This window comes from Arthrobacter sp. NtRootA1, assembly GCF_019976975.1.
In the GTDB taxonomy this organism is placed as follows: Bacteria; Actinomycetota; Actinomycetes; order Actinomycetales; family Micrococcaceae; genus Arthrobacter; species Arthrobacter aromaticivorans.
Map to the genome: position 1 here is coordinate 5,068,046 of NZ_AP024630.1, position 17,364 is coordinate 5,085,409.

Genomic DNA, 17,364 nt, shown 5'->3' on the forward strand with positions numbered 1-17,364 from the left:
TATCACGAGGAATAAGGGGCACTATCGGTTGCTCACGACTTGTTGCTAGAAGCGGGAGGTTGTACCTTGCACCGTGGTGGTTGAGAGCGGGTTGCTCGCAATATCCGTAAGGCCGGATGCCGGCGTGTAGCTGGGGATGGGCGTGGGTGACGTGGAAACCGTGTTGCCGCCAGCGGTTCCGCTACCCAAGATGATGGTCAGTGTTCGCGCCGTCGGATTCCAGCTCAGGCTGGAGGCGTTATTGCCATTGCCGCTAAAGCTGAGCGCGGAGCCCGTGTAGTTGCCGCCCAGTGCAACACTGCCCACCCTGAGGGTTGGGCAACCCGCCCCGGTTACTGTCAACGTGTTGGTAGAGCTCACGTTGACTACCACGTTGTCCGCATTGTTGCCGGCTTGGGTCTGCACGTTGGTGGCGTTGTTGGCCCAGGCGCTGCAGATCGTGGTCGGGTTGATCGGTTCCGAGAACGTTATCGTCACCGAATCGCCCTTCTCCACCTTTCCGAGGGTGCCGCCCGAAACGTTGTTCAGCTGGACCCCCGTCACCGTTGGCGAGCTCACGTCCTTGGTGGATGTAGCCGTTCCCGCGGGACCAGTGTTACCGGCGGCGTCGGTTGCCTGGGCGGAGTAATTAATGGCCCCTGGGCTGAAAGCGCTCAGGTTCAATGGCGTTACTGTCCAGTTGCCGGAGCTGTTGGTGCTGACTGTCTGGGTCACGGGCAGGGCTCCTGTTCCCGTTACGGTCAGAGTGACCGAAGACAAGGCCTCTGCCGTACCGCTGACCGGAACAGCGCTCACGTTTCCGCTGTAGACATATGGTGGCGCTGTCACCGACGGGGCGAGGGGTGCAGTGGCGTCCACTATGGCAGCTACGCTCCGTGTGCTTTCAGCCCCCTGCCACTGGGAAAGTTTCGGGGTTACCGTGTAGTACCAGTTCCCGGTGCCGGCTCCGCTGTCCACGCAGTTCAGCCCTACCACTGTTCCTGCACAGGTTCCGGTCGCCGCTACCGCAGTGCCCCCGCTCGCTACCGGGTACCGGGCGATGCTGTAGCCGGTCACGGACCTGCCTGCCGTCGTCGTGCTTGCCGCCCAGGTGACCGTCACGCTGGTTCCGGAAACGGCGACCCCGGGCTTGGCACCCTGGCCTACGGCGTCTGCCTTCGCTGCGCCGAAGCCGTTGTTGACAGAGCTCCAGAAAGCACTTGCGGCGGGGCCTCCCCAGGAGACGAGAAGGATGCCGAGCACGATCACGAGGGCGCGGTTCCAAGCACCCATCGTCACCCGCGTTGGGGACGATGACGGAGCGGACTGGCGAAGGGGGGTCACTTCCGTACCTCCAGCGTGACGGGGACGTTGAATTGGGCGCCTTGGCAGGCGGATAGTGAGGCCGCGCTCATGCTGGCCGCACCTTGAAGAGTGAGGAGGATGGACGTATTTGCCTGGATGGTCACCGTTGGGGTCAACGGCGCCGGAGGTGGCGTGAAGGTGACGCCGGTGGTGGTGCAGCCTGGATGCGCGGCATCGGCGGTCACTGCGCCGTTGGCCGCTATTCCGTAGATGGTAACCGCATGTGTATTGGGGTTGGTTGCCCGGACAATAACGTCCGCAGTTCCACCCGGAACGAGGCTGGTCTGCGGGGTGTCTCCTGCGATAAGGGCGTCCACAGTCACTGTTTGCATCGTCCCGTTGATCGCCGCACCGCTGCCGATTCCGGTGGTAGCCCAATAGGCGTAGGCAGTGCCTACGCCTCCCAGGATGCAGAGGGCAACTGTGGCGGCAGCGGTGCGGGCGATCCGTCCGCTACGGGGTTTCCGGCTGAGCTTCGTCATGTTAGTTCGCCTGTCCCGTCCCAGAGAAGGTGAGTTGGAGGGTCGCGCCTTTGCAACCGTCTTGGAGCTGGACCGTGTCCAGCATCCTCACTTGGGGCCAGTTGCTTTGGGGCACTCCAAGCGAAGTCAGCGAGCTGGGCCCTGAGGGAGCTGCGAATGGGTACGTTCCGGTGTATTGGGTGATCTGGTAGTCAGCGCTGCTGCAGGGGAGGTTTGCAGCCACTGCTGCCGGCGTGCGCACCACCTGCGCGATCGCAACCGTCAGGTTGGTGACGGCGATGCTCTTCGTCTCGGGGTTGGAGATCTGCAACTCCAAGGATCGGGAGACTCCTGGTGCCAGCAGACCATTCAGTGATCCCGTGACTCCGAAGGTCCGCTTGACTTCCTGAACCTGCAACTGCCCCGGCGCCGCGTTCGACTGGACGGCGCCACTGGCCCCCTTCACCGTGAAGTCGAACTTGCCGACCGTCGTCGTAGTGGACGTCGCGACCGTCAAAGTGACTTGGGCGGTGGTGCCGGACCCCAGAACCACCGACGACGGCGACCACGCGGCTGTCGCTCCAGCCGGAAGGCCCGTAACGGTGAACGTCACGGGTCCGGTGAAACCGCCCGTCGATGTGGCTGACACCGCAAAGGTGGTTGACTGCCCCTGATCCAGGCTTCGGCTCGAAGGAGACAACGCCACTGCAATCCCCTTGGCCACCTTGGCCGTATTGCCTTGGGTAGCGCTTTGTCCAGCACTGGCAGCCAATGCCGCTACGGGCACAAATGCCACGACGAGCGCAAGCAACAGTGCGCGGAGCGGTACTCCATCTCGACGGAAAGGCGTGGTGCGCTCTGGCCGGTGGTACATGGAAGCTCTTTTCGGACGGAAGCGTTCAGGCGGGAGGAATGCGGAAGCCGGGGACCACCACTCGCAAGGTGGTCCCCGGCATGTACGCGCTACTGGCTGGAGACGTTGACCGTGACAGTCGCGGACTTGCAGGCGTCCTGGTTGTCAGTGCTGTCGTTGAACTTCAGGACCCCGCTGCCGACCGAGATTCCCGTGGCAGAGGCGGCGACGGTCGAGTTGCTGGTCACGGCGGTGACATCGAACCATGCCGGGAGGCATTCGGGAACGCTGGTGGTGACATTTGCGGTCAGGGCTCCGACTACCGTGCTGGACGTCGTCAAGTTGTCCGCCGTGTAGGCCACGTTGGTTTGGTTGCCCGGCGTCAGGCCGGCATTGAAGGTGGCGTGCAGTGCGACAGTTCCGCCACCGGCTGAGTTGGCGGCTGAACCGCTGCCTGAACCCGTGGTGGTCCAGTAGGCGTAGGCGGCTCCGCCACCTACGGCTACCAATGCCACGCCTGCGACGGTGGCGGTGATCCGGCTCTTCTTGGAAAGCTTGCGCATGGTATGACTCCTTGGTTGATCTGTTTTCCGGGGAGCCGCATCGCAACCCCCAGCACCCACCCCTTTTCCGGCGGATGAAGCGATGTCCCCAATAGTTCAGCCAGCAGTGCCACCGTGACTACTCTTGGGTGTACGCCTCTTTTCCGCCCGACCAAGGGGTCAGGAATACGCTGAACCGGCTGGCAAGTACTCAGTTTTCGCGTTTGGGGCTACTTGGTTCGACTTTGCGTTATCGGGCTGCAGGAGGGGCTTTTGTGCCGATCTGATAGCCCGCTTTGCTACACCAACGCTGGCCTTCTGCGTTGATGAGCATGCTGGCAGCGGTTGGATCCGGAGTACTCAGTTTTTTGAAGGCCCGATACCTGACCCCGGGAGGTCTCTGCGGGCCAGAGATCCGGAGAATTCAGGGGCCACTGAGCCAACATTGTGCCCATCTTGAGCAAAAACTGCGCTGGTGTTCGATTCATGAGGGTCCGGCAAAGGTGCATCACTGCAGAATGCCCTGCCCGGATTTTCAGTTCCCGCGCTTGCCCTTGCCGTCCCTCTGGCTCTTTTCGTCGGATTGGCCGCCCCCTTGGCCCACACCTGCCGATGTACCGTCCCCGAGCTCCGATGATTCGGTTTCCTGGGCAACCTCAGTTGGGCTGGTCTGTTGACTCTCCCCTGACGACGGAGCGTCTCCCGGCCCGCTGCCTGAGCCCGATGGAGGCAACAGAACGGTTTGCACCGGCCCTGGAATGAGGACAGTTTCCACCGGCCCAGGGGTGGTAATCGTAACTACCGGCGTCGGGGTGCCAACCGGGGAAGGAAGGTTGGATTCCTGGGTTACCGGGGATGGCGATGTAACGTCTGCCGGCAAGGGCTCCTGACCAGACAATGCCACCGCGAGCGGGACAGCTATCGCTGCCGCAAGAAGCACCATCAACAGGGCCCCGAGCCTGCCCCTTCCCCCACTTCCATGAAGCCTAGGGGAAACTGCGGTAGTTGCCCCGACGGCGGGCGCCCGGGCAGGCAGAGGGGGCAAGAGAGCGGTAGCTGCTGGGTGCGTGTAGGCCTCTTGCCAAGGGCGACCCAGGAATTCTTCGATCTCCGCGGCTGTTGGCCTGTTGTCTGGTTCAAGATCCGTCATGGACTTCAGCAGCTCGGCTATGGGGTGATGGATCTGCTCAGGGATGACCGGGGCACGGTGAAGACGGGCGGCAGCGGACTCTATCGGCGTCCCCGGATATTCCGTCCTTCCAGTGAGGCACTCCAAGAGCACCAAGCCGAGGGAGTAGATATCGCTGGCAGGAGTCAACGGACGGCCCAGGGCCTGTTCCGGGCTGAGGTACTGGGCGGTTCCCACCGTCATTCCGGTGGCCGTCAGGCGGCTACCTTCCAATATTCTTGCCACGCCAAAATCGGCCAGTTTCACGATGCGATCCGGGCCTGGAGTCTCCGAAACCAGGATGTTGGCGGGTTTTATGTCCCGGTGAATGACTCCGCTCCCGTGAACTTGCACGAGGGCACCTGCAAGGGCGTGGCCTATGTGCGTTGTTTCCGCGAGGCTGAGCGGGCCTGCAGCAAGCACCGAACGCAGGTTATTTCCGGAAACCAGTTCCATGACCAGGTAGGCCTGCGGCGGGCCGGAAGTTCCGGCGTCCACACCGGCGTCGTAAATATGCACCAGACCGGGGTGATCAAATCCTGCCAGCAACCGCATCTCGGCCTGCTGACGCTCCTCGAAGCCCTCATCGCCTGAGCCCGGGGAAAAGATTTTCAGGGCAACTTCACGCTGAAGGATTTCATCACGCGCCTTGCAGACCGTGGACATTGCCCCGTGTCCGAGTAGCTCCATAATCCGGTAGCGGCCGTTGAGAATGTCCCCGCCGCCTGCTGGATCAACGAAAGCTTCCCCGCTTGCCCTCACGGCCCTACACCTCTTGCGTCTAAGCGCGCTGCGCCGATTTACCCCCCATTGATCCTGCGCTGCGATGCAGTTGCTAAGTAACCTTCCTATGGCAAACGTACAGCGTCTGCGGCACCTTGCCAACCATGGAGTTTGCTACTACTTTTCCCGAAAAAATTGGGGAAATTCCGGACCTTAAGCTCCGGTTACCGGAGCCCTTCGACGGCGGGTTGCGGCGTTGGAAGTGCGTCCAAGGAATTGAAGCTGTAGTGCTGAATTCCCTCTATCCCGGGTCGCGCGGAGAGCTCCTCGATGAGCGTTTCCGGCCTGTACCGTTCCCCGATCAGTAGCCTCCGGGCAAGCGGGCCCTTGCGGCTGAGGAATTTCAACGATGACCCCACTCCGATCTTGGTGGCAAGCGAGACCAGCTTTGCCTTGGGCACGGCCCCTGCCACACCTGCCCAGACTGGAAGGAGCACACCCTCACGGCGGAGCATAGCCACGTAGTCATGGATCTTGTCCGCCGAGAAACACATCTGCGTGACGATCTTGCTGGCTCCGTGTTCTTGCTTCTCCAGCAAAGCATCAACCAGGTGCAGGCGGGTGGTATCCGGATGCCCTTCGGGGTACCCAGCCACTCCAACGCTCATCGCACCGGACGTTATCTGGGCGATGTCGCGCAGCAATTCCCCACCAGTGGAATACGAGCCCGAGGGCTGCCCGTCGCCACCGATGGCGAAGACTTCCGTGATGCCCGACGCCGAGCAGTCACCCAGTATGGCGGATAGTTCGGCGCGGCTTTCAACGGCCTTCGCTGCAAGGTGGGGAACCACGGTATAGCCGAGCTCTCTTAGCTGGACGGCGGCCCGCAGGGTGGCACCGACACCGTGCTTGGGGAGGCAGGTAATGCTGATCGCGGTAGATGTCGGCAATGCCTGGCTGACAACGTTCACGATTCCCTCGGACGGGATGATCTCAACGCGGAGGGGAAGCATGAGGTGTCCTTTGCTGTGGCTTAGGCGTGGGCGGCGAGGATGGTGGAGGCTTCCTGGCGGGTGGTGCCGGAGGACTCGATGTGGGCCAGGGCGGCGGGGATTTCCCAGCCTTTCTTGCGCATCGCGGTGGCCCACAAACGCCCCGCCCGGTACGAGGAGCGCACCAGGGGCCCGGACATGACACCGAGGAACCCGATTTCCTCGGCCTCGTGCTGCAGGTCCACGAATTCCTGGGGCTTGACCCACCGGTCCACCGGAAGGTGCCGTTCGGAGGGGCGCAGGTACTGGGTGATCGTGATCAAATCACACCCTGCCGCGTGCAGGTCCCGCAGGGCTTCGGAGATTTCCTCGCGGGTTTCGCCCATGCCCAGGATCAGGTTGGACTTGGTCACCATGCCCAGGTCCCGGCCCTGGGTGATGACATCCAGGGAGCGTTCGTACCGGAACGCCGGTCGGATCCGCTTGAAGATCCTGGGCACGGTCTCGACGTTGTGCGCGAACACCTCGGGCCGGGAATCGCAGATCGCCTTGATGTGTTCGGGTTTGCCGGAGAAGTCCGGGATCAACAGCTCCACCCCGGTGCCGGGGTTCAGTTCGTGGATCTTGCGGACGGTTTCGGCGTACAGCCAGACACCTTCATCGGCCAGGTCATCACGGGCCACCCCGGTGACGGTGGCGTAGCGCAGCTGCATGGCCTGAACGGACCGGGCCACCTTGGTGGGTTCGAACATGTCCACCGGGGAGGGTTTGCCGGTATCGATCTGGCAGAAATCACAGCGCCGGGTGCATTCGGACCCGCCGATCAGGAACGTCGCTTCCTTGTCTTCCCAGCACTCGAAAATGTTCGGGCAGCCGGCCTCTTCACACACCGTGTGCAGGCCTTCCTTCTTCACCAGGTTCTTCAACCCGACGAACTCCGGCCCCATCTGGACCTTGGCCTTGATCCACTCGGGCTTGCGTTCAACCGGGACAGCCGAGTTACGCTGCTCAACGCGCAGCAACTTACGGCCTTCAGGTGCCAGGGTCATGGGTCTACTTCCTTGTTGGTTGTCTCATTTGTTCCGTTGCCAGGCCCGCTATGCGCCCCCCCAAGAGCGTTCAATCGCGCAAAGCAGGCCCCGCAACGCGGGTAAGTCTCAGCATTCAACGACGTTGACGGCCAGTCCGCCCATCGCGGTTTCCTTGTACTTGGACGACATGTCCTTGCCCGTCTCACGCATGGTCACGATCACCTCATCCAACGACACCCGGTGCGTCCCGTCACCCCACAGCGCCATCTTCGCCGCGTTGATCGCCTTCGCCGCCGCGATCGCGTTCCGCTCAATACACGGAATCTGCACCAACCCCCCGATCGGATCACACGTCAACCCCAGATTGTGCTCCATCGCGATCTCCGCCGCGTTCTCCACCTGACCCGGCGTACCACCCATCACCTCAGCCAACCCGGCAGCAGCCATCGACGACGCCGAACCCACCTCACCCTGGCACCCCACCTCAGCCCCCGAAATGGACGCTTGCTCCTTGTACAACACGCCCACAGCGCCCGCGGCGAGCAGGAACTTCACCACCACATCGTCCTTGTCGGCCCGGGACGCCTTATCCATGCCCGGGGCGTAATTCAACGCGTAATACAACACCGCCGGGATGATCCCCGCCGCGCCGTTCGTCGGCGCAGTGACCACCCGGCCACCGGAAGCGTTCTCCTCATTGACCGCCAACGCGATCAGGTTCACCCACTCCTGCCAATACTTCGGATCATTCCGGTCCTTGTCCTCCTTGAGCAACCGCTCCAACCAGTCAGGAGCACGACGCCGGACCCTCAACCCGCCCGGCAACACACCCTCACGCTTGAGCGACGTCTCAACACACGCCTCCATCACGTGCCAGATATGAAGGAGCCCCTCCCGGATCTCCTCCTCGGACCGGGACGCACGCTCGTTGATGAACATGATGTCCGAAATCCCCAGGCCCTTGGACGCGCACCGGCCCAGCAACTCAGCAGCCGTCCTAAACGGCAACGGCAACTCCTTCTTGGACTCCTCCAACTCCTGCCGCGCCGCGGCCTCCTCGCCCTCCCGGACAATGAACCCGCCACCGACCGAGAAGAACGTCGCCTCCCTGAGAACATTCCCCTCCGCGTCAGACACGGCAAACTTCATCCCGTTCGTATGCCGCGGCAACACCGTCAACGGATGCAACACCATATCCTCCACGGCGTAGTCCAGGAGCACGCCCGCAGCCAAGTTGAGCTTCCCCGTCTCGGCAATGGAAGCCAGTCGTTCCTCCACCTCATCGGGCAGGATCTTCTCGGGTTCGAAGCCTTCGAGCCCCAGCAAGACAGCTGTGAAGGTCCCGTGTCCCCTGCCGGTCGCAGCCAACGAGCCATACAAATCAACACGCAACCCCGCGACCGAGCCCAGCACACCGGACTCACGCAACTCAGCAGCGAACACCGCCGCAGCCCGCATCGGCCCCACAGTATGAGAACTCGACGGGCCAATACCCACAGAGAACAGATCGAAAACACCAACAGCCATAGCCGTGATCCCTTTCAGGGAGGAGTCAAACACAACAAAAATGTGGAGGCCGGGCCAAATCCCGAGCCAAGGTGGCCCGGCCCCCTGGAGGTCCCAGTGCGAACCTCCAAACCCGGTACTACGTGAGCGCTCGTTCCCAGCAAACGCCCACCCGGGAGATCAAAAAACGTCAGCCCCTCGCCGCCCCGCCCGTCGGGTCCAGCGTCCTCTTCGGCTTCGGTCGCATGAGCGCCCGCTGCGCGGACGCGAAGCTCCCTTAGACGGCCACAGCCGGACGCCGGACCATCGAGTCGGCCCGCCGATTCGGGGATTCGCTGCCAAACATGCCGTGCGCACGGCACACTGCGCAGCGATCCCACGAATCGGCCCCAGGACACCAGACCCGCCCCGACAAACCCTCGCAGCAAACATCTATCCCGAAGCCAACCCCCGCCAGCCAGACACATCAACAACAGGCGGGGCCGAGCGGAAGCCGATTCGGGGCTCCGCTGCCAAACATGCCGTGCGCACGGCACACTGCGCAGCGATCCCGCGAATCGGCCCGCCAACACAGTCCCAAGAAACGAACCCGCGCCTGGGAACACCCTCGGCAGCTGGGTCCATTCACAAACAAACGAACCCGCGTCCGGACCGGACGACCCGAGACCCGAGAGCTGGCCCCTATGGGGCCGACGTCCGGAAGCGTGCGTCCAAGGGAGCATCGCATCCGCTCAGCGGGCGCGTCTGCGACCGAGCACGCGGAGGATGCCGGCCCCAACGGGCCACAAGCGCGGAGGATGCCGGCCCCAACGGGCCAACGGAGCGGCTAACCGAGGTTGGCAACCCCCGGGTACAACGGATGCGCTTGGGCCAAGGCTTCAACCCGGTGCCGCAACCCGGAAAGGTCCGCATCGGCGTCGGCAATCAACACTTCGGCGATGATGTCGGCAACCTCGCGGAAGGCTGCTTCGCCGAACCCGCGGGTCGCCAGCGCCGGTGTGCCGATGCGCAGGCCGGAGGTGACCATGGGCGGGCGGGGGTCGAACGGGACGGCGTTGCGGTTGACGGTGATGTCGATCGCGGCGAGACGGTCCTCGGCCTGCTGTCCATCGAGTTCGCAGTTGCGCAGATCCACCAGCACCAGGTGCACGTCGGTACCCCCGGAAACCACGGAAATTCCCTTGGCTGCAACGTCCGGCTGGACGAGTCGCTCGGCCAGGATCCGGGCGCCTGCCAGTACACGTGACTGACGTTCCCGGAACTCTTCGGAAGCGGCGATCTTGAACGCGACGGCCTTGCCTGCGATCACGTGCTCCAGCGGTCCACCTTGCTGACCCGGGAACACGGCCGAGTTGATCTTCTTGGCGATGTCGGCGTCGTTGGAGAGGATGATGCCGCCACGTGGACCGGCGAGGGTCTTGTGCGTGGTGGAGGTGGTGACATGGGCGTGCGGGACAGGCGACGGGTGCAGGCCAGCTGCAACCAGGCCTGCGAAGTGCGCCATGTCCACCATCAGGTAAGCGCCCACGGAGTCGGCGATCCGGCGGAACTCGGCGAAGTCCAGCTGCCGCGCATATGCGGACCAGCCAGCAACGATCAAGGCCGGCTTGTGCTCCTGTGCAAGGCGCTCAACTTCGGCCATGTCCACGGTGTGGGTGTCTTCGCGGACGCCGTAGGGCACCACGTTGTAGAGCTTGCCGGAGAAGTTGATCCGCATGCCGTGGGTGAGGTGGCCGCCGTGGGCCAGGTTCAGGCCCATGATGGTGTCGCCCGGTTTGATCAGCGCGTGCATCACCGACGCGTTGGCCTGCGCACCAGAGTGTGGCTGGACGTTCGCAAATTCGGCGCCAAACAGGGACTTGATGCGGTCAATCGCGAACTGCTCGATCACGTCAACGTGCTCGCAACCACCGTAGTAGCGCTTGCCCGGGTAGCCCTCGGCGTACTTGTTGGTCAGCACGGAGCCCTGAGCCTGCATCACGGCAACGGCCGTGTGGTTCTCGGAGGCGATCATTTCCAGGCCGTCGCGCTGGCGGCCCAGTTCGTCGTCGATCTTTGCGGCGATCTCAGGATCGAGGTCAGCCAGCTGGGCATCCAACGACGCCGACACGACCTGCTCGAATTCGGTCACGGCTGCCGGGTTCACAGTTCGCCACCGTTCGTCGCAGCGTATTCCTCAGCCGTCATGAGCGGCCCTTCTTCCGTGGCGGCCACCTTGAACAGCCAGCCGGCACCGTACGGATCGTTGTTAATGAGGGCAGGATCGTCGACGACGGCGTCGTTGATCTCGGTCACCTCACCCGTCACGGGCGAGTACAGGTCCGACACGGACTTCGTGGACTCAACTTCACCGCAGGTCTCCCCCGCAGTAACCGTGGAGCCAACCTCGGGAAGGTCAACATACACAATGTCGCCCAGGGCATCCGCGGCCACCGCAGAGATCCCAATCCCCACAGGCCCGCCCCCATCCGAAGCAACCCATTCATGCTCAGCCGAATATTTCAGTTCAGCAACTACTTTGCTCATTCCAATTCCTTCTCTCTCTTACGAAAAACTCTTCAAGATCACGTGGTGCTCGACCCATCCCCCGCGCTTAGGGGTTCAAGCAGCGCGCAAGCAATCGGCGCCGCCTTGGCCACATCGGCCCCTGCGGTGCCGGCCTCCGGAAGCGGGCGTCCAAGGGAGCATCGCGTCCGCCCAGCGGGCGCCTATGCGACCGAGCCCGTGGAGGAGGTCGGCGCCGCCGGGCTTAGGTGACCCAGAGGTCGGCGGCCCCAAACACCCCCGCCTTACTTTTGGCGCTTGTAGAACGGCAGCGGCACAACTTCGAACGGCTCCGACTTGCCGCGGAGGTCCACGTCGACGATCGTGCCCGGCTCTGAATGCTCGACGTCGACATACGCCAGGGCGATCGGGTAACCGAGCGTCGGGCTCGGCTGGCCGGAGGTGACTTCGCCGATGAGTGAGCCGTCCTTGAGGACCGAGTAGTGGGCGCGTGCTGCGCGGCGGCCTGCACCTTTGAGGCCGACGAGCTTTTGGCCGATGGTCGAACCAACGCCGGCAGCCTTGATAGCAGCCAGGGCTTCCTTGCCTATGAAGTCGCTTTCCTTGGCCAGGGAAACCACCGGGCCAAGTCCTGCGGCGTAGGCGTTGACGTAGCGGGAGAGTTCGTTGCCGTAGAGCGGCATTCCGGCTTCGAGTCGCAGGGAGTCGCGTGCTGCAAGGCCCGCGGGGATGAGTCCGTGACCTTTGCCGACCTCGAGGAGCGCTTCCCAAAGGCCCGGTGCATCAAGGTTGGGGATGTAGATCTCGAAGCCGTCTTCGCCGGTGTAGCCGGTGCGTGCAAGCAACAGATCCTGCCCGTTAATGGAGACTTCAACGGCCGCGTAGTACTTCAGTTCCGTCACCAGGGCGTGCTGCTCAGCGGGAACCAAAGTAAGCAGAATGGCTTCCGCGTTCGGACCCTGGACCGCAATCAGCGACGTCTCAGCCGACGCGTCGTCAACCACGACGTCGAACCGGGCCGCCCGCTCCAGCAATGCTGCAGCAACTACCTTGGCATTGCCCGCGTTTGGGACCACGAGGTACTGATCCACGCCTTCTTCGGGAGAAGGGCGACGGTAGGTGATGAGGTCGTCGATGATGCCGCCGTCGGCGTTGCAGATCAGCGAGTATTTGGCCTTGCCCACGGCGATCGCGGACAACTTGCCCGCCAGCGCGAAGTCCAGGAACGCTGCCGCGTCCGGTCCGGTAACCCAGACCTCGCCCATGTGGGAGAGGTCGAACAGACCGGCGGCCTTGCGGACGGCGTGGTGCTCAGCAAGCTCGGACTCGTACTTCAGGGGCATCTGCCAGCCGCCGAAATCCGTGAAGGACGCGCCCGCCTTTTTGTGTTGCTCGTACAGGGCTGTGTAATTCTCAGTCATGACCAGTCCTTAGTTTTCAAAGGCTTCGATGGGCGGGCAGGAGCACACCAGGTTGCGGTCCCCAGCGGCACCGTCAACGCGGCCGACCGGCGGGAAGTACTTGTCCTGCTTCAGCTGGTGGACAGGGAACGCTGCCTGCTCACGCGAGTAGTCGCGGTCCCAGTCAGAACTCACGACGGCGGCAGCCGTGTGCGGTGCGTTGCGCAGGGGCGAATTCTCGACAGTGAAATCTCCGGCGGCCACCTGCTCGATTTCGGCACGGATGGTGATCATGGCTTCAATGAAGCGGTCGATCTCAACCAGGTCCTCGGACTCCGTCGGCTCCACCATCAAGGTGCCCGCAACGGGGAACGCCAGCGTGGGAGCGTGGAAGCCGAAGTCGATGAGGCGCTTGGCCACGTCCTCGGCCGTAACTCCCGTGCGGGCAGTCAGGTCGCGGAGGTCCAGGATGCATTCGTGGGCTACGAGCCCACCTTCGCCCGTGTAAAGGACTGGGAAGTGCTCATCCAAGCGGGAGGCGACGTAGTTGGCCGCGAGCAGCGCAGACTTGGTCGCTTCTGTGAGTCCCTGGCCACCCATGAGCTTCACGTAAGCCCAGGAAATGGGGAGCACACCGGCGGAACCGTAGCGGGATGCCGAGATGGCCACGCCACCTTCTGATGAAACATTGTTCGCGTCCCCGGGCATGAAGGGTGCCAGGTGGGCCTTGGCCGCAACCGGGCCAACACCCGGTCCACCACCGCCGTGCGGGATGCAGAACGTCTTGTGCAGGTTCAGGTGAGATACGTCGCCGCCGAACTTGCCTGGCTGGGCCAGCCCAACGAGCGCGTTGAGGTTTGCACCGTCAACGTACACCTGGCCACCGGCCTCGTGGACGGCGTCGCACACTTCCCGCACGTCGGCGTCGTAAACACCGTGCGTGGACGGGTAGGTGATCATGATGCAGGAGAGCGCCTCGCGGTTGGCTTCGATCTTCGCAGTGAGGTCCGCGTGATCGATGGTGCCATCAGCGGCCGTAGCCACCACGACAACCTTCATGCCGGCCAACACGGCGGAAGCAGCGTTGGTGCCGTGCGCAGAAGCAGGGATCAAGCAGACGTTGCGCTGCTCGTCGCCGCGGGACAGGTGGTAGCTGCGGATCGCCAGCAGGCCCGCGAGCTCACCCTGGGAACCGGCGTTCGGCTGAATGGAGACCTGATCGTAACCGGTGATCTCAGTGAGGTCGGCTTCCAGTCCTTCAATGAGCTCGCGCCAACCAGCCGTCTGGTGATCCGGAGCGAACGGGTGGATGGAGGCGAACTCAGGCCAGGAAATTGCTTCCATTTCAGCCGTGGCGTTCAGCTTCATGGTGCAGGAACCCAGCGGGATCATGGTGCGGTCCAGTGCGAGGTCCCGGTCGGACAGCTTGCGGATATAGCGCAACAGCTGCGTCTCGGAACGGTGCGTGTTGAACACCGGGTGCTGCAGGAAGTCCGAGGTCCGGAGAACGGAGGACGGCAACTCAAAGCCTGAAGCGTCCTTCACTGGGCCCGCACCAAATGCGACGGCTACCGCGGAGAGGACCTCCGGCGTCGTGGTTTCATCGAGGGAAACGCCAACCGTGTCGGCATCGATGCGACGCAGGTTGATACCGCGGGCTTCGGCGGCGGCGATGACTTTGTCAGCCTTGCCGGGTACGCGGACCGTCAGAGTGTCGAAGAAGGATTCGGACACGAGTTCACGGCCGGCGGTCTTGAGGGCAGTGGCCAGTGCGCGGGCGTGGCCGTGGACGGTTTCGGCGATTGCCTTCAGGCCTTCCGGACCGTGGTAAACCGCGTACATCGAGGCCACGATGGCGAGCAATGCCTGGGCCGTGCAGATGTTGGACGTGGCCTTCTCGCGCCGGATGTGCTGCTCGCGGGTCTGGAGCGCTAGCCGGTAAGCGGGGACGCCGGCATTGTCCTTGGAGACGCCCACGATGCGGCCCGGAAGCGTGCGCTCCATGCCTTCGCGGACTGCCATGTATGCGGCGTGCGGGCCGCCGAAGAACAGCGGAACACCAAAGCGCTGCGCAGTTCCGACGGCGATGTCGGCACCCTGTTCGCCCGGGGGCGTGATGAGGGTGAGCGCCAAAAGGTCGGCAGCCACAGTGACCAGGGCACCGCGTTCCTTGGCCTCAGCGATCACAGAGGAGTGGTCAAACACGTGGCCCGAAACGCCGGGTTGCTGCAGGACGATGCCGTTGATGTCGCCGTCGGGAAGACCCGCCGAAAGGTCGGCAATCTCCACTTCGAAGCCCAGCGCCTCGGCGCGGCCCTTCACGATCGCGATGGTCTGCGGAAGGAGGTCGGCGTCCAGGACGGTCTTGCCGTCCTTCGCGATTTTGGACTTGTTGGCACGGCGCATGAGCAGCACCGCCTCAGCCACGGCAGTGGCTTCATCCAGCAGCGAAGCGTTGGCTACCGGCAGCCCCGTGAGGTCCTGGACCATGGTCTGGAAGTTCAGGAGCGCTTCGAGGCGGCCCTGCGAAATCTCGGGCTGGTACGGCGTGTAGGCCGTGTACCAGGCCGGGGATTCGAGGATGTTGCGGCGGATGACCGGGGGCGTCACGGTGTCGTAGTAGCCCTGGCCGATCAGCTGGACGGCGGTCTTGTTCTTGGAAGCCAGCTTGCGGAGCTCGGCGAGGACCTGCACCTCGGTGAGGGCGTCCTGCAACTTCAGGGCAGTGTCCTGGCGGATGGAATCGGGGACCGCAACATCTACCAGGCCGTCTACGGAGTCGTAGCCGATGGCCTTGAGCATGGTGTCAACGTCGGATTGGCGTCGGGCGCCGATATGCCGGTCCGCGAAAGCGGTGGGGGTTGATTGAACAGTCAAGAGGAACTCCATGATTCAGGCGCCCACTGAGCGCCACGATGAATGTGGGTTCCTCCCCACTCTGTATTGGACCTGAGAGATTCCGCAGGAATGGTTGCCTGCTTGCACCGTCGGTGAGCCCGGTTGCCCGGACTGCTTTCCAGAGTTGCCTAACCGCGGCGGTACATGTGCCTGAGAGATTCCTGGGGAGGATTTGCTCCTACGGCGCCTGACTGGATGTACCGGCAGGACTCTCCCGCCGCAGATCAAAAGCGTTGCGTCACCATGGGTGACACGCTTCACACCATAGCTGGTCATTTCGAAAAAGCGCAAGCAAGGGATACCTACCGATGCATCGCCTCGTGGATCTGGAGCGCGAACCACAGCTGGGCAACCGTGGAAGTTTCACCCATGTCCAGCCCCGTCAGCTCGCCGATTTTCCGGATCCTGTAGATGATGGTTTGCCGGTGCGCGAACAGGGCCGCGGCAGTCTTTTGCCAGGAACGCTGCGAGTCCAAATAGGTCTTCAGCGTGACCAGGAGATCGCCTTCCTGGCTCTGCTCGTAATCGAAAATCGGACCCAGCAGACGCCTGACCAGTGCAGTTCCTTCCTCAAAACCGGTCAGCCCGAGCCAGGATGGCCCCTGCGCGTAGCGGGCCAGGTCGAGCTTGTTCGCCCGGGCCGATCCGAGCGCCCAAAGGGACTCCTGCAGCGCGCGCTGAATGCCCGCCACACCCGCCGGAGCGCTGATTCCAATCGCGGCATCTGCCCCGGCGCAATGAACCAGGATGTCGTCAGGCACATCAGCGGGGACCACCACGTGCAGCCTGCTATTCCGCTTCAACGACGCCGACGCAACCCCGTGCCGCCACAGTTCGATGTGCACGTTCGCCAGCTTGTCGCCGTCGTTCGTTGTGGTGGAAGCGTTCGCTGACATGGAGGCGAGCAGGAAGTCCTCGGGCGGAACCCCAAAAGTTGACAGCCGGCTCTCCATCTCGGCCGCGCCCAGTCGGCCATCCATAGCCTGCAGCAGGAACTCGCCGGCCAGCCGATGCCGCCCTTCAAGCGACAAAACGATGCGCGAGAGCTGCAGTCCCAGCACGGTTGCGGCGTGCAGGAGTACGACGGCGTCCGGGTGCGGTTCGCTGTGTGGCAGCACCACAAGCAGCGCATTGGCGTGCGTCGGGATGTCCATGGTCAGCACGTGCCGGCCCCGGATCCGGTGCCACTGGAAATTCTTGCCAGCCAAGGACACCTGCCCGGAAAGCGGAGCCCATTCATCCGCGAGGAACTCCGGGAGCCGCTGGCCCTCGGGGTGCCAGGGATGGAGGCAGCGGCGGTCCACCACGAACAGTTCAGCGTCCAGTTCGGTGGCAAGCCGTTGGACCAGGCTTTGCCAATGGTCCTCGGAGGCTCCGGCCGTGCGGAGAAGGTCGTAGACCCTGGCTGTCTGGCGCAGGCGCCGGGACTCTTCGAGCAGGGAGGATTCGGCAACCGAGCGGGCAATCGCGATGAAGGGCAGCGGGTACGGGATGTTGATCAGCGGCAGCGGCAGCCGGTCGCAGGCCGCCAGGAACTCCTGCGTCAGCGGGGGTGCGTGCATCTTTTCGCCGATCGCCAAGGCGCTTGCCCCGCTGTCCATGAGGGCCTCCGCGAGCGCCACTTGCCCCTCGGCGTCCGCGGGAATCGAGAGTCCATTGGTCATCATGAGCTCGCCGCCGGTGACCCATTCCCACAGCCTGGGCAGATCCGAGGTGTGCGCCCAGGTGATCCGGTTGTCGCGCCCTGTGTCGCCGGCAAGGAGGGTGAGCCCCAATTGGGGTTCAGCTACGAGCTCGGCGACCGTGATTGCCATCGGATGGGGTCCTGACTCTATGATTCCGGGGGCCGTTTCGGACCGTTTAGACATTCGTCTAAGCGCCTCGGCCATTTGTAGTCAATGTACCGCTATTCGCCGTGACCCGCGTCACCAAGAATGGAAT

Annotated in this window: 13 protein-coding genes and 1 riboswitch; all 13 genes read right to left on the minus strand. The window is 63.4% G+C overall.

Going from position 1 to position 17,364, the window contains the following annotated elements; translation table 11 throughout:
• Nucleotides 1-45: 45 nt before the first annotated feature.
• The gene (locus tag LDN90_RS23165) at nucleotides 46-1,323 is read right to left on the minus strand and encodes a hypothetical protein (RefSeq protein ID WP_223947293.1); all 1,278 of its coding nucleotides are present in this window, start codon (nucleotides 1,321-1,323) and stop codon (nucleotides 46-48) included.
• Entirely contained in the window at nucleotides 1,320-1,826 is a 507-nt protein-coding gene (locus tag LDN90_RS23170) for a hypothetical protein (protein WP_216927590.1), read from the minus strand. The genes LDN90_RS23165 and LDN90_RS23170 overlap by 4 nt, the downstream gene beginning before the upstream one ends.
• A gap of 1 nt (nucleotide 1,827) precedes the next feature.
• The gene (locus LDN90_RS23175; protein ID WP_216927587.1) at nucleotides 1,828-2,679 is read right to left on the minus strand and encodes a hypothetical protein; all 852 of its coding nucleotides are present in this window, start codon (nucleotides 2,677-2,679) and stop codon (nucleotides 1,828-1,830) included.
• Between the two features lie 89 nt (nucleotides 2,680-2,768).
• Nucleotides 2,769-3,221, minus strand: coding sequence for a hypothetical protein (locus tag LDN90_RS23180; RefSeq protein ID WP_216927579.1), 453 nt, complete (start codon nucleotides 3,219-3,221; stop codon nucleotides 2,769-2,771).
• 514 nt (nucleotides 3,222-3,735) lie between these two features.
• Nucleotides 3,736-5,130, minus strand: coding sequence for a serine/threonine-protein kinase (locus tag LDN90_RS23185; RefSeq protein WP_223947294.1), 1,395 nt, complete (start codon nucleotides 5,128-5,130; stop codon nucleotides 3,736-3,738).
• 185 nt (nucleotides 5,131-5,315) lie between these two features.
• Nucleotides 5,316-6,104 carry a methylenetetrahydrofolate reductase gene (locus tag LDN90_RS23190; protein WP_223947295.1) on the minus strand — a complete coding sequence of 263 codons (789 nt, stop codon included), beginning with the start codon at nucleotides 6,102-6,104 and terminating at the stop codon, nucleotides 5,316-5,318.
• A gap of 20 nt (nucleotides 6,105-6,124) precedes the next feature.
• Nucleotides 6,125-7,132 carry a lipoyl synthase gene (lipA, locus tag LDN90_RS23195; RefSeq protein ID WP_223947296.1) on the minus strand — a complete coding sequence of 336 codons (1,008 nt, stop codon included), beginning with the start codon at nucleotides 7,130-7,132 and terminating at the stop codon, nucleotides 6,125-6,127.
• A 108-nt stretch (nucleotides 7,133-7,240) separates the two neighbouring features.
• Nucleotides 7,241-8,641, minus strand: a complete 1,401-nt coding sequence (locus LDN90_RS23200) for an L-serine ammonia-lyase (RefSeq protein ID WP_223947297.1) — start codon at nucleotides 8,639-8,641, stop codon at nucleotides 7,241-7,243.
• Between the two features lie 805 nt (nucleotides 8,642-9,446).
• Nucleotides 9,447-10,766 (minus strand): serine hydroxymethyltransferase, encoded by a 1,320-nt coding sequence (gene glyA / locus LDN90_RS23205; RefSeq protein ID WP_275963644.1) that lies wholly within the window; start codon nucleotides 10,764-10,766, stop codon nucleotides 9,447-9,449.
• Nucleotides 10,763-11,146 (minus strand): glycine cleavage system protein GcvH, encoded by a 384-nt coding sequence (gene gcvH / locus LDN90_RS23210; RefSeq protein WP_216927341.1) that lies wholly within the window; start codon nucleotides 11,144-11,146, stop codon nucleotides 10,763-10,765. Before gcvH ends, glyA begins: the two co-directional genes overlap by 4 nt.
• A gap of 263 nt (nucleotides 11,147-11,409) precedes the next feature.
• Complete coding sequence (gene gcvT / locus LDN90_RS23215) at nucleotides 11,410-12,546, minus strand: glycine cleavage system aminomethyltransferase GcvT (RefSeq protein WP_223947298.1); 1,137 nt, start codon at nucleotides 12,544-12,546, stop codon at nucleotides 11,410-11,412.
• 9 nt (nucleotides 12,547-12,555) lie between these two features.
• Nucleotides 12,556-15,402: an aminomethyl-transferring glycine dehydrogenase gene (gene gcvP / locus LDN90_RS23220; RefSeq protein ID WP_223947299.1), complete on the minus strand. Its 2,847-nt coding sequence runs from the start codon at nucleotides 15,400-15,402 to the stop codon at nucleotides 12,556-12,558.
• 149 nt (nucleotides 15,403-15,551) lie between these two features.
• Nucleotides 15,552-15,650: riboswitch (glycine riboswitch) on the minus strand.
• 75 nt (nucleotides 15,651-15,725) lie between these two features.
• Nucleotides 15,726-17,237, minus strand: coding sequence for a PucR family transcriptional regulator (locus tag LDN90_RS23225; protein ID WP_223947300.1), 1,512 nt, complete (start codon nucleotides 17,235-17,237; stop codon nucleotides 15,726-15,728).
• Between the last annotated feature and the right edge of the window lie 127 nt (nucleotides 17,238-17,364).

Bases quoted from the DNA above. Each gene is read 5' to 3' on its own strand.
- gcvT (WP_223947298.1), bottom strand. From the start codon at position 12,546: ATGACTGAGAATTACACAGCCCTGTACGAGCAACACAAAAAGGCGGGC.
- gcvH (WP_216927341.1), bottom strand. From the start codon at position 11,146: ATGAGCAAAGTAGTTGCTGAACTGAAATATTCGGCTGAGCATGAATGG.
- LDN90_RS23190 (WP_223947295.1), bottom strand. From the start codon at position 6,104: ATGCTTCCCCTCCGCGTTGAGATCATCCCGTCCGAGGGAATCGTGAAC.
- LDN90_RS23200 (WP_223947297.1), bottom strand. From the start codon at position 8,641: ATGGCTGTTGGTGTTTTCGATCTGTTCTCTGTGGGTATTGGCCCGTCG.
- LDN90_RS23175 (WP_216927587.1), bottom strand. From the start codon at position 2,679: ATGTACCACCGGCCAGAGCGCACCACGCCTTTCCGTCGAGATGGAGTA.
- LDN90_RS23170 (WP_216927590.1), bottom strand. From the start codon at position 1,826: ATGACGAAGCTCAGCCGGAAACCCCGTAGCGGACGGATCGCCCGCACC.
- lipA (WP_223947296.1), bottom strand. From the start codon at position 7,132: ATGACCCTGGCACCTGAAGGCCGTAAGTTGCTGCGCGTTGAGCAGCGT.
- LDN90_RS23225 (WP_223947300.1), bottom strand. From the start codon at position 17,237: ATGGCAATCACGGTCGCCGAGCTCGTAGCTGAACCCCAATTGGGGCTC.
- LDN90_RS23180 (WP_216927579.1), bottom strand. From the start codon at position 3,221: ATGCGCAAGCTTTCCAAGAAGAGCCGGATCACCGCCACCGTCGCAGGC.